This window comes from Fibrisoma limi BUZ 3 (genome assembly GCF_000296815.2).
Lineage (GTDB): Bacteria > Bacteroidota > Bacteroidia > Cytophagales > Spirosomataceae > Fibrisoma > Fibrisoma limi.
Genome location: NZ_CAIT01000009.1, coordinates 1,817,709 through 1,830,010, shown reverse-complemented (window position 1 = coordinate 1,830,010; position 12,302 = coordinate 1,817,709). Strand labels below are relative to the sequence as shown.

At 51.7% G+C, this 12,302-nt stretch carries 9 protein-coding genes; all 9 read right to left on the bottom strand.

Going from position 1 to position 12,302, the window contains the following annotated elements; genetic code table 11:
* Nucleotides 1–100: 100 nt before the first annotated feature.
* The 9 genes from BN8_RS27355 to BN8_RS27315 all read right to left on the bottom strand — a co-directional run bounded on the left by BN8_RS27355 (nucleotide 101) and on the right by BN8_RS27315 (nucleotide 12,300).
* Nucleotides 101–3,538, bottom strand: a complete 3,438-nt coding sequence (locus tag BN8_RS27355) for an efflux RND transporter permease subunit (protein WP_040006936.1) — start codon at nucleotides 3,536–3,538, stop codon at nucleotides 101–103.
* A gap of 88 nt (nucleotides 3,539–3,626) precedes the next feature.
* Nucleotides 3,627–4,742 (bottom strand): efflux RND transporter periplasmic adaptor subunit, encoded by a 1,116-nt coding sequence (locus tag BN8_RS27350; protein ID WP_009285193.1) that lies wholly within the window; start codon nucleotides 4,740–4,742, stop codon nucleotides 3,627–3,629.
* A 23-nt stretch (nucleotides 4,743–4,765) separates the two neighbouring features.
* Nucleotides 4,766–6,424: a TolC family protein gene (locus tag BN8_RS27345; RefSeq protein WP_009285192.1), complete on the bottom strand. Its 1,659-nt coding sequence runs from the start codon at nucleotides 6,422–6,424 to the stop codon at nucleotides 4,766–4,768.
* Nucleotides 6,421–7,053, bottom strand: coding sequence for a TetR/AcrR family transcriptional regulator (locus BN8_RS27340; RefSeq protein ID WP_009285191.1), 633 nt, complete (start codon nucleotides 7,051–7,053; stop codon nucleotides 6,421–6,423). The genes BN8_RS27345 and BN8_RS27340 overlap by 4 nt, the downstream gene beginning before the upstream one ends.
* A gap of 171 nt (nucleotides 7,054–7,224) precedes the next feature.
* Complete coding sequence (locus BN8_RS27335; RefSeq protein ID WP_009285190.1) at nucleotides 7,225–8,232, bottom strand: substrate-binding domain-containing protein; 1,008 nt, start codon at nucleotides 8,230–8,232, stop codon at nucleotides 7,225–7,227.
* 14 nt (nucleotides 8,233–8,246) lie between these two features.
* Nucleotides 8,247–9,194, bottom strand: a complete 948-nt coding sequence (locus BN8_RS27330; protein ID WP_009285189.1) for an ABC transporter permease — start codon at nucleotides 9,192–9,194, stop codon at nucleotides 8,247–8,249.
* 1 nt (nucleotide 9,195) lies between these two features.
* Entirely contained in the window at nucleotides 9,196–10,602 is a 1,407-nt protein-coding gene (locus tag BN8_RS27325) for a glycoside hydrolase family 140 protein (protein ID WP_009285188.1), read from the bottom strand.
* A 73-nt stretch (nucleotides 10,603–10,675) separates the two neighbouring features.
* Nucleotides 10,676–11,509 (bottom strand): phosphogluconate dehydrogenase C-terminal domain-containing protein, encoded by an 834-nt coding sequence (locus BN8_RS27320; RefSeq protein WP_009285187.1) that lies wholly within the window; start codon nucleotides 11,507–11,509, stop codon nucleotides 10,676–10,678.
* Nucleotides 11,509–12,300: a sugar phosphate isomerase/epimerase family protein gene (locus BN8_RS27315; RefSeq protein ID WP_192579092.1), complete on the bottom strand. Its 792-nt coding sequence runs from the start codon at nucleotides 12,298–12,300 to the stop codon at nucleotides 11,509–11,511. The genes BN8_RS27320 and BN8_RS27315 overlap by 1 nt, the downstream gene beginning before the upstream one ends.
* Between the last annotated feature and the right edge of the window lie 2 nt (nucleotides 12,301–12,302).

Below are 12,302 nucleotides of genomic sequence, written 5' to 3'. Positions count from 1 at the left end.
TAATCAATTTTACAAAGTGTCCAGAACTGACGAATATGCGCAGGGAGTCAGAAATTTTTCCAACTCCCTGCGCATTCTTTGTTAGTCTGCATGTAGGAAGTTACACCAGTTCTTCCTCAGGCTGTTTTTTCAACTCCAGCGCCGGATCTTTCTTACCGAACCACTTCATCCGGATGCGTTCATTGACCCAGTACATACACGGTACGATGACCAGCGTCAGTACGGTCGAGAACGTTAGACCGAAAATGATGGTCCAGGCCAGAATGTTCCAGAACACGGCGCTGTCGCCACCGATAATGATGTGCGGATCGAAATCGCGGAAAAGCCCGACAAAGTCGACCGTCAGGCCAAGTGCCAGCGGGATCAGACCCAGTACGGCGGCCGAAGCCGTCAGCAACACCGGCGTCAAACGAATACCGCCCGCTTCGATAATGGCTTCGCGGAGAGGTATGCCACGGCCACGCAATTCTTCGATGAATTCAATCAGCAGAATACCGTTTTTCACCACGATACCAGCCAGGGCGATGATACCAACCCCCGACATGATGATTGAGAATGTTTTGTCGAAGATGATAAAGCCCAGGAATACCCCAATGAACGACAGCAGAATCGTCACGAAGATGATGATTGGTTTCACCACCGAGTTGAACTGCGTTGCCAGAATCAGGTAGATCAATAAGGCCGCTACTCCCAGTGCACTAACCAGGAACATGAACGACTCCTGCTGGTCTTCCTGCTCACCACCCAGCCGGACCTGATACCCATTAGGGATATCCATTTGGTTGATCACCTGCTGCTGAATCTGCTGGTTGATTTCGTTGGCGTTGTAGCCCGGAACCACATCAGAACTCAACGTTACGAGCCGCTCCTGGTTTTTGCGGTTGATCTGACTGAACGTAGTCGAGTAGCTGATGTCTGCAATTGACGTAATTGGCACCTGCCGAAGCTGACCGCCCGAGTTCATGTCGCGGTACACTACGTTCAGACTCAGCAACCGGTCAATCTGGCTGCGGTCGTCCGGTCTCAGTCGAACCATGATGGGGTATTCATCTTTCGGATCTCGAAACTTCGATACCTCCAGACCAAACAACGCAGTCCGGATTGTCATGGCCACCTGACCCGATGAAATACCTTCTCGTTCGGCTTTTTCGCGGTCGATGTCAATAACAATCTCCGGCTTATTCGTAATCAGGTCGGATTTCAACTGGTCGATACCCAGGATGCCGGCCTGCGTAATACGCTGGCGAATCTGCTTCTCGAGGTCGCTCAGTACCTTGAAATCATCCCCGGCAATTTCAATAGCAATCGGCTTACCCGTCGGCGGACCGTTGGCTTCACGCTCAACCGAAATCTCGGTTCCCGGGATTCCCTGCATCGAGGCCCGTACTTTGCTCAGGATTGAGTCGGTTGAAATACCATGCCGCTCTTCGCCTTTCACAAAGGCTACCGTCACTTTGGACTTATGCGGAGTTGCCGACCGATCCGGGTTGGATGGGTCACCGGCGTTTTTACCAACGTTTGAGATGACCGAGTTTACAATGTCTTCGGCCTTATTTTCCTTCAGCACGTTAAAAACCCGCTTCTCAATCACCTTCGTCACCGAGTCCGTTACGCGAGCATCCGTACCCACCGGCATGACGTTGTACACGTACACGTAATCAGGCTCACCACTGGGGAAGAAAATGACTTTTGGCTGCGCAATGCCCAGCAGAAAAATGGTGAAAATGAACAGACCAAACATCCCGACAATAGCCCAGACCGGCCGCCAACCTACCAGCAGGAATGAAATAACACCCCGATACCCATTTTTCAACTTCGGCAACAGCGACTCCTGGAATGGCACGATCAGCTTCGGCGTCACAACGTAGTGATTCAGCGCGTAGAGGACGGCAAACAAAACGAACAGGTTACCAATACCGCGGTCAATGATATAGCCGATACCAGCCAGCACCGTCAGGATAATCAGCGGACGTTGGATTTCCTTAAAGGTCGGCTTTTCGTGATGACCGCTCTCGTCGTGGCGCTTCATGAACGACACGGCAAACACCGGGTTGATTACGTACGCAACGAACAAGGATGAGAACAAGGTCAGAATGAGTGTGAGCGGCAAAAACTTCATGAACTCACCCACAATACCCGGCCAGAACAGCAGCGGAAAGAATGGCGCGATGGTTGTCAGCGTACCAGACAATACCGGTATAAATACCTCGCCGGCAGCCGCTTTCACTGCCTGCTTGATGTTCCATTTTTTATTCTCGTTGAAGAGCCGGTGCGTGTTTTCGATAACCACAATGGCATCGTCTACCACCAGACCAAGACCCAGCAGGAAGGCGAACAGCACGATCGTGTTCAGCGTGAAAGCCGTACCGACAACCGGTCCAACAACCGGCATCAGCACGAATGCGACCAGGGCCGACAACGGTACCGATAAGCCCACGAAGATGGCGTCGCGCACACCCATGAAGAACATGAGCACCAGCACCACAAAGATAAAGCCGAGCACAACCGTATTTACCAGGTCGTGCAGATCAGCGCGGGTCCGCTCCGACTGGTCGGCCGTTACTTTAACGTCGAGCCCCTGCGGAAAACGATCCTGTTTGTATTCTTTGATGGTTTCTTCGATGCGGTCAGAAGCCGAAATCAGGTTGGCACCCGCCCGCTTGATGACGTTCAGCGTTACAACCGATTTGTTATCCAGCCGCGCAAAATCCTGCTGTTCTTCAAAGCTATCCTGCACCTCGGCAATGTCGCCCAGGCGAATTGTAGCCCCCGTGGCCGTACGTATCTGCAAATTCTCGAGCTGACTAACGTCGGAGAATTCACCCTTTACCCGTACTGTCCGGCGTACCCCATCGACGTTCAGCTCACCGCCTGATACGTTAATGTTTTCGCCTTGAACGGCTTGCTGGATGTCCGAAAACGCCAGACCAGCCGACTGCATCCGCGGTAGATCAACGTTGATCTGAATCTCCCGCGTCAAGGCACCAACGATGTCCACACGCCGGATTTCGGGCATCGCTTCGATAGCGTCCTGCAAATCTTCGGCGTATTCTTTTAATTGCTTCAGCGAGAAATTACCGGCCATGTTGATGTTCATGATCGGAAACTCGGAGAAGTTCACGTCCTGCGCTGTTGGGCCGGCATCCAGTTTCTGCGGCAGATCAGGTTTGGCTTTATCGATAGCGTCCCGCACCCGCTGAAGGGCATCAGCCGTTTGTACATCCGGGTTAAATTCGACCAGGATGACCGATACGTCCTGCAGTGCATTCGACTTAATCCGCTTCACTCCAGAAATGGACTTGAGCTGCTTTTCGATCTGCTTGTTGATCGTGTTCTCAATATCCGCTGGAGCCGTACCGACGTATATGGTGTTGATGTACACCTGCGGAATCTTGATGTCGGGGAACTGCTCTTTGGGCAGGTTATTGTACACCAGCAATCCACCCAACGTAATCAAGACGGTGAAAATATAGATCGCCGTCCGGTTCTCAACGCACCAGTTGGTAAAGCCGAGGGTTTTATACTGTTCAAATTTCATGTTGAAGTAGTTTGTGGTTTGTAGTTTGTAGTCCGACATTGCTGAGCGCATGGCTGCCCATTCGGACTACAAACCACAAACTATTAAACTAAAATTGAATCGGTTGTCCATCTACCAGATCCTGATACCCGACCGTCACCAACTGATCACCGGCCTGCAGGCCCTGCGTGATTTCGATCTTGCCACCATAAGACTGTCCGGTTTTTACCGGCCGTGCTTTTGCTACCTTCTTGCCGCCTTCGTTCACGGCCACATACACCAACTGACCATCCTCCGTATTCTGGATGAGGTTCTGGTTAATTACCAGCGCATTCGGCTTTGTCAGATCATTAATCTTGATCTGCGCCAGCATATTCGGTTTCAGACTCTGATCCGACGGCAGGGGCGCTTCGATAGTAAATGTCCGGCTAAGCGGATCAACGGTTGTCGACACGAAATTGATGCGTGTCCGCAGCTCGCGGTTCAGGTCCGGCAACCGCACAACAACTTCATCGCCTTTGCGAACGCTACCCGAATACGTATCGGCTACTTTGGCCACCGCTTTCAACTGCGACAGGTTCACGACACGTACCAGGCCAACGCCGGGGGCAGCCGACTGACCTACTTTTACGTTGACCTGATCAACAACTCCGCTGATCGGTGCCGTAACGGTCGATTGGCTCAATTGTGCTTTCAACGTAGCTAGCCGACGCTCGAGCGACTCTTTGTTATTCTTTGCCTGTAAGTACTGAATTTCCGTACCGATCTGCTGCTTCCACAGATTTGCCTGCTTTTCAAAAACCGTGTTGGCCAGCGAAAGCTGGGTTTCAACCTCAGCGATTGACTCGCGCAGAATCTGGTCGTCGATCTTGGCGATGGGCGAGCCAGCCCGTACGTTATCACCTTCCTTGACGTACACAGCCGTTACGACCCCACCCGATTTGGGGCTCACCAGAACGTTGTTCTTGGCATCAATTGTACCCTGCACTTCCACGAACCGGCGGAACGTATCCGGATTCAGGGGAGAAACCGATACGTCTTTAACACGGGCCTGCTGAGCCTGCTGCGGGGTCGTCTTAGCCACCTCAGTCTCCAGCGTTTTGATTTTAGCTGTCAGCTCCGACTGCTGTTTTTTTAGTTCAGCCAGTTCCTCCTTCGGTGTTTTCTTTTCCTGTGAGCAGGCAGCCAGCAGGGCTGACATTGCTATAGCGTAGTATGCTTTCATTGACCGTAGTTTTTTCAGTGTATTTAATTGCCGCCGGTGTATAACCGCCCCAGCGATTTGTCCTGATCTACCTTGGCAATCAGGAAATCGTATAATGATGCGAAGTAGTTAGTCTGTGCTTCGCGAAGGGAGGCTTCAGCATTCAGCACCTCAATGCTCGATCCGACACCTTCTTTGTATTTAATCCGCGTTACCCGAACAATTTCTTCGGCCAGATCGCGGTTGCGCTGCTGGGTCTGGAGCGTTTGCAGACCGTTCCGGAGCGTAATGCTGGCCTGCCGGATTTGCAGATCGATGGAGTTCCGGAGCAGTTCACCGCTGTTCTGAGCCTTCTGCAACGTGATGCGCTTCTGAGCAATCTGGTTCTTTTTCAGGAACCCGTCGAAGATGGGTACTTGCAGGCTTATACCCAGCGTAGAGAAATTGAACCAGGGGGTCGTAACTAACTGGTCGATTTTATTGCGTCCTGTATTGTATCCATAGTTGGCAAAAGCAGCCAGGGTAGGGAAGTAGCCCTTCTGCGTAACTTCTATGTCCTGCTCAGCCAGCTTAATCTGTGTTTCCAGTGTTGAGTACTCTATTCGGCTACTATACTGAAACGTTGGGTCCGGCGAAATCAACGGCCGCAGGTCATCGACAGCGCGATCCTGAAGTTGTTCAGCCAGGGTGATTTCATCGTTGACGCCTAATCCCATCTGGAACTTCAGCAGCGCATAACTCAGCTCAATCAGGTTCTGCACATTCTGCCGTTCGGCTTTCAGGTTGTTAGCCTGCACCTCAAGGCGCTGCACATCCAGTTTTTCAACAAACCCCTGGTTATTGAGCGCCCGGGTTTCAATCAGCAGCGTATCAATCCGGTTGATATTATAGTCCAGCAATTTTGCCCGCTCCAGGGCTACCAGCACACTGTAATAGGCTTTGGCGACCTGCTCGGCTACCGTTACTTTGGTGGCCTGCAGGTTGCGCTGGGCCAGTTCGCGGTACGTTGCAGCCGCCCGTAAACCCACGTTCAGGCTGGCGCTGTAAATGACCTGGTTCAGGTTGATGGTGGCATTGCCCGAATAGTTTACACCAAACTGAACAGGAATGGCTGGAGCATCGGGCGGTGCGTTCTGATCGAAAAAAACGGCTGGCAAAAACGCTCGCTGGATAATCAGGTTATCCGTTAACGAGGCACTCCCCGCAATTTGCGGCAGAGCGGATGCCTTAATCTCGCGAATACGGGCTTCTGCACTTACGGCGTCAAGTTTACCATTGCGCACGTTTACATTCGTCTCGATAGCAAAATCAATTGCTTCCTGCAACGTGAACCGCTTTCCGTTACCAGCCTGATTGCCCGGCTTCAAGCCCGTAGGTGCCGGTCCCAAACCAGAATTAAACGTCGAGATTACGCCCGGCTGAAGGTTCACAGGTCCTTCTGGGGATGTCAGGGAGGGCGAACCCGTCGTTACGTTTGAGCCAGGCTGCGACGGTACGTTAACGCCGGTGCCGGGTGTGGTGCCGGGCTGCGCCACTACCGACCCTGTTCCGGCGGGCTGCTGTGCGCCGGGTTGCTGACCGCTGGCCGCGGCTCCGGTTGGTTGTTGGCCAACGGAGGGTTGCGTAGGCACCTGTGCCCACACACCCAGCCAGCCAGACAACAGCCAAAACGCGGCAATCTGGAATGTACGAGTTGTTTTCATGCGTTAGGTTGTACTCGTTCTACTTCGTGTTTGAATTGATTGAGGTATTGATTGTAAACGGCAAAGCCTTTTTCGGTGAGTATGCCCCGCACGAAATGGTGCATGAGTTCGTGCTGCACTTCGAGCATATCGTATTCGTCGGTGGGGAAAAAATCGTTGTTGAACGCCCATTCAATTTGCTCGACGCGAAGACGCGCCAGAATTGATGGGTTAATGTCACTCCTATATAGTCCTTGATCAATACCTTTTTGTATATTTTCAAGGATAGAGCGTCTTATGTATTGTTCTTTGTGCTGTTTGTACAGCGCAAATGCATCGGGATAATGCCGTTGGATATCGATCAGAAAGTTGGGATTCACCTTGACACTTTTCTTCCGCATCATATCCAGCACCATCAGAATTTCTTCGACCGGATTGGTTGCGTGAGTCGTTAAGCATTCCGCTTTCGTCTCACTTTCATTAATATTTCCAGCAATAACCTGCTGAAGAATTTCTTCTTTGTCGCTAAAGTGTTGGTATATAGTTTTCTTGGATATACCCAATCGCCGGGCGATGTCTTCCATCGTTACCGATCGCACTCCGTACTTCCAGAATAACTGCTCAGCCTCGGCCAGTATGCGCTCTTTCATTTATCGGGAAATAGAACTTTTACGAGGTGAACTCTGGAAACTCAAAGATAGTTCTCAGTTTCCGGTTTATTTTCTGTTAAATGACGAACGGCCCGAAATCAGGTGCGAACCCACAAAAAAGCCCGACGAACCGCGAGGTTGCCGGGCCTGATTTTAGTATGGCTGCTACGATCACTTCTTGTTCAAAAACTCATCCACATTATCCTTTGTGATTTTAATCAACCCCGTATTAATCTCATAGGGTACGTTCGTCAATCCGGCTTTAGCATCGTTGGCAGACAGCCTGTTAGTCTGATGAACCATGTCGTAAAGGAACTGCGCACCGTACCAGGTAAAAAGCTCACGTTTCTGACCAGCCAGCATCTGAATGACGCCGTTCCTGACCAACTGCAAATGCTCGGGTTCCCAGTCGACGGTTGTTATTTTAACCTTACCGGCTTTGCCCGCTTCCCGAACGGATAGTGCCATTCCGGGGCCGGAATTGGAGTCGAAGCCGCATAAACCGGCCAGATCGGGGTGAGCGGCCAACAGGTCGGATGTAATACGCGCAGCTTCCTCCACATTGGCTTTGTCGTCGTACTTACCGATTACCTCAATACCCGGGTATTTCTTGAATACGTCAAGCAGGCCCCGAAAACCATCTTCCATATTGGTCAGTCCCAGAATACCCATGTAGGCAACCTTGCCTTTACCATTCAGTAGCCGGGCCATTTCTTCGCCCTGCATCTTGCCGATTTCGTACCAATCGGTGCCCAGAAAAGCGTGACGGTTTGAATTTGGAATATCCGAGTCATACACGACCGTTGGGATTCCGGCAGCAACGGCTTTGTTAATCACGGGAGCAATGGCGGGGTCGGTACCGTTGATGAGCAGGCCAGCAGGCCGGGTCCCGATCACTTCTTCAATGGTATTGATTTGTGCCGGGACATCCCACTCCGCCGGGCCAAGAATCGACACCTTAACGCCCCGCTCCTGACCCCATCGCTTGAACGTCGCCTGGTCATGGTTGACGTACATCGGCATAGTTACGGCCGTAGTAACCATTACGTATTCTTCATTTGTGCGACCTTCGGTGGTGGTGGCCTCCATGGTCCGCAGGGCTGTGTTGGTCTGCGCCTGACGGGGTGGCAGCTCGCAGGCGGTTAAAAGCAATAGGAAAGAGAGAATCGTCTTTTTCATTGTCGCACCATTAGCTACGCCCGCAAACGGCTGCGCCGTTGTACCAGCAGGTCCGTCCAGACGGCCGTGATCAAAATCAGGCCTAAAATGATTTCCTGCCAGTAGCCCGATACCCGCGCCAGAATCATGATATTGCTGACCAGGCCCATAAACACAGCTCCCAGCAACGCACCGATGATACGTCCATGACCACCGGTCAGACTTGCCCCGCCTAAAATCGCGGCCGTGATCACGCGTAGTTCCAGCCCCCGACCGGATGTTGATAAGGCAGCCCCTAACCGCGACGCCAGCAGGATTCCGGCGATACCGGCCAGGGTTGCTGTTAGCATAAAGCCATACAACTTCATTCGTTTGACACGAATGCCCGACAGATCTGCCGCCCGTTCGTTGCCACCGATGTAGTAATAACGTCGGAAGAACACCGACTTATCCATCAGGAATGAAAACACCGCAACAACCAGGAGCATATACCACACCGGCATTTGTACACCCAACAACCGCGACTGCCCGATGGCTCCAAACCAGTAGGGGAGGTTCTGAATACCAGAGCCGCTAACCATCAGTGCGCCCCCACGAACGATGCCCATCATGGCCAGGGTCTGAATCATGGGATTGATTCCCTGGTAGGCGATCAGGTAACCATTGACAGCACCAATAAGCGTTGACGCGCCTACCGCCGTCAGGATGGCCAGCGGCACCGGCCAGTTCCAGAAAAACATGAGGTAAGCCGCCAATCCGCCCGAGAACGCTACCACGGAACCAACCGACAGGTCAAACACGCCGGTAACAAGCAGCAACATCATGCCCACGGCCACAATGGTATCAATGGACAGGTTAAGTACGACCTGGCTCATGTTGCCAAACGTCGGGAAGGTTTGCGGGAAAACAACCGCAGCCCCAATCCCTACCAACACGATCGTTATGGCCAGTGTATATACGCGATCTTGCAGCAGCTTTGCCATGTTACGGATTCATCGTAAGCATCGGATACTGTTTGGCGGCATCGTCGAGGATGAGTACCCAGTCCTGACCGTAACCGGCCGCTGGTGGCGCAAACTTTTGCTGCCCTTTATTCGTGAACGAGCCGGCCTGCTTTACCTCACCCTTACGCGGATCGAACCAGTAGGCTGTTACCTGACCACCCGAAATTTTACCCATGTTGACTGTAAACGGCTTTCCGGCTGAAGAGTACACAAACGCATAGTCCTTCCCACGTGTAGCCTGGATACGCTCGGCGGTCGGGTAATTGTTTTCAACAATCAACGACTGATCAGGAACCCGATCCAGGATTGGCCGGGACTCGATCAGTTTCCGAACGAACTTCATCTGATTAGCACCCGGTAACTCCAGCGCATCAAACCACGCCATATGTGGGCCATTAATCGGTTCGCGGCCGGGCGCGTACATCTGCCAGATGTCGTGGCAGCCATAGGTATGGCCGTGGGCCCCAGCGAATAAATCCAGATAGGCGTACTTCCGGACATCGTACGCGTTCGACGTACCCAAATCCTTGGCGTTGAAGCAAACCGGATGATCTTCGTAGATCGGTTCGGCATCCATCACCGGCTTGATCGGCGTCCGGTTGTTATACACAAAGGCAATTTTGTCGTGCGTGGGCGTATCGCGGCAGTGGCCGTTCTGGAGCATGTTGAAATCCAGCCAACTGTTCTGATGGAACCACTTCGACGAGCCACCATCTTCCAGCGAGTTTGGTTGCGGGTGAAAACTCATCAGGGCTTTATCAGCCCCTCCAACGCCTTCCTGAACTCCTTCGGCCATTGTCCGCCAGATAGCCACGTCCTGCGAACCATCGCGGGGAATACGGTCTCCGCCCATGACCCAGATAATATTCTGGCGGTTTTTGTACCGGTTGCCCAGGTATCTGCCGTACGTACGCGCATTTTGCAGGGTAAACACCTCCGGGCCTTTTCCCCAACGATCTTTAAAGACCTTATCGCCCCAGGTCGGCAATAAACCAATGACCAGACCGTATTCAGCCGCTTTGTCAATGATGTAATCAACGTGTTTGAAATACGCTTCATTGGGTGTCGTTGGATCATTATTAAGCAGAGGTTTATCTCCGTTTGCGTTAGGATCATTTAAACCATCAAGCTCAGCCAGCGCCACCGCCTGGATAACGGTAAACCCCTGCTCCGCCCGGCGTTTTAGATACCGATCAGCTTCTTCGCGGTTGGTCCGGTGGAACAACTCCCAGGCCGTATCACCCAGGTAAAAGAAGGGCGTACCGTCCTGGTGCACCAGGTAACGCTTATTGTCCGATACTTTCAACGGCCCATGCGCAAAAGGCTTCTGCGCCATTGCCCAGCCATGTAAGACCAGGAACCCAGCTAAAAGAATGTGTTTTTTCATGTTAAGGGTCTGTTTTCTATCAATCGGCGACCGTAACGACAGTCCGTCAAAATCACCCGTTGATAGACGCGGTTTATTTTGTTGTAATATCTTTCACCTGCTCGCGGATGTCGTCCATCTCGAAGATGCCCTTCCAGTTGTCTTTGAACAAGATGGGCTTAGCCCGCTTACTGATCTTGTAAGCCGCATCGGAGAACGTACCGTTAACTTCCTTGAACAGTACCGCAATCTGAATGCGCAGATGACCCAGTACGAAATCGCGGGCGGCTGCTTCAGGAACGCCCAGTTCAACGATACGGTCGTAGCCTTCTTTTACAACTTCCATACAGGTCTGAGCCAGCGTTTCCACCATCGCCGGTTCCAGAATCGCCATCTGTTCGAGCGTGATCCGGTGCGTGTCTTTGATGGGTGCATACATGTCCTGCGCCACTTTCTCACCGAGGACGTAGTGCTCTTCGGTGCCGTGCATCAAGGCTACGACGATTGACTGCTTCGCCGAAATCCCCCCGTAGAAATCACGGAAGGCCTGCTCAGTCGGCTCCCAGTTGAACACCGAGGGATGGCAGGGGTGAGCAATAACATACCCCAGATCGTCGCGGTGCGCAATGACGCCATCAAGCGGAGCAGCGGGGTCGAGGGTCATGACCAATGAGTTTGGTTTCATCTGCGGAATGATGTCTTCCGAGATCTTGCCGATCGCTACGTCCGGAACCGCCAGAATCACTACGTCAGCATCGGCGACGGATTCGGCTTGCTCGCTCACCGAAACACCCCGTTGCCGAAGGTTTTCAATGCCCTGCTGACTTACTTCCAGGTATGCCAGGTCATACGCCGGCGATTTCAGAAAGTTGTCGGTCAGGCGGCAGCCCATTTTGCCACCCGCCCCGATTAATGCAATCTTGGTCATTAGAATAACTTTGTTAGTGTTTCATTAATCCATTTGATTCCTTTTTCAGCCCAGACTGATTCTGTTGCTACAGTTTCGCCAATTGTGTTTATGAATGGAGGCCACTGCTCAAGAGTTAACCTAATAGGGTACTCACGCTTATTTAGCTTGAATGAGCTAAAGTCACTCCCCTTGGAAAAATTAGATAGACTTAATAGTAATTCATCTAGTTGAAGCATGCCGGTTCCAGGTTCACAGCCTTCTATACGGAAACCCATCTTGTGTTTTACTCGATCAACCCTGAAATCTTTGATATGTAAATTGACGACTGAAGCGTGATTTAAGGCAGACAAAACATCCCAAACGCTTTCACCTGCCCCAAAAGAATTGGTCGTATCAACGCAAAAGCCTACCCAATCCAGACTAGTTTCAGAAGCTATCCTCCATAACTCTGCGGCTTTGAAACGGTCGTGATTCTCAATAGCCAATATGACATTAGCAGCTTTAAGAATTGGCAGCTTGTCACGTATAATATCGATTACCTCGTCGGCAGATGGTTTGTAGTCACCGTCGTCAATCACGACTCGTATAAAAGGTGACTGAGCTTCCCAAGCTAATTTGATGTACGTTTTAAGCTGGTTAGGAGTCAGCCCTCGCATTCCCACTTGTATTTCGATATTGTTAAGCTTAGCTTGTTGTCTAAGCACTTGCCATTCGGCATCTGTCAGTAAGTGTAACGGTAAATTGTCGCCATACTGAACAGCTTGAACTCCCATTGATTTTGCTCGGATAATAACATCCAGTGCAGTCATAG

What these genes read in the sequence shown, in the direction of transcription:
- BN8_RS27330 (WP_009285189.1), bottom strand. Translation starts at nt 9,194, where the DNA reads ATGGCAAAGCTGCTGCAAGATCGCGTATATACACTGGCCATAACGATC.
- BN8_RS27320 (WP_009285187.1), bottom strand. Translation starts at nt 11,509, where the DNA reads ATGACCAAGATTGCATTAATCGGGGCGGGTGGCAAAATGGGCTGCCGC.
- BN8_RS27325 (WP_009285188.1), bottom strand. Translation starts at nt 10,602, where the DNA reads ATGAAAAAACACATTCTTTTAGCTGGGTTCCTGGTCTTACATGGCTGG.
- BN8_RS27345 (WP_009285192.1), bottom strand. Translation starts at nt 6,424, where the DNA reads ATGAAAACAACTCGTACATTCCAGATTGCCGCGTTTTGGCTGTTGTCT.
- BN8_RS27350 (WP_009285193.1), bottom strand. Translation starts at nt 4,742, where the DNA reads ATGAAAGCATACTACGCTATAGCAATGTCAGCCCTGCTGGCTGCCTGC.
- BN8_RS27335 (WP_009285190.1), bottom strand. Translation starts at nt 8,232, where the DNA reads ATGAAAAAGACGATTCTCTCTTTCCTATTGCTTTTAACCGCCTGCGAG.
- BN8_RS27355 (WP_040006936.1), bottom strand. Translation starts at nt 3,538, where the DNA reads ATGAAATTTGAACAGTATAAAACCCTCGGCTTTACCAACTGGTGCGTT.
- BN8_RS27340 (WP_009285191.1), bottom strand. Translation starts at nt 7,053, where the DNA reads ATGAAAGAGCGCATACTGGCCGAGGCTGAGCAGTTATTCTGGAAGTAC.
- BN8_RS27315 (WP_192579092.1), bottom strand. Translation starts at nt 12,300, where the DNA reads ATGACTGCACTGGATGTTATTATCCGAGCAAAATCAATGGGAGTTCAA.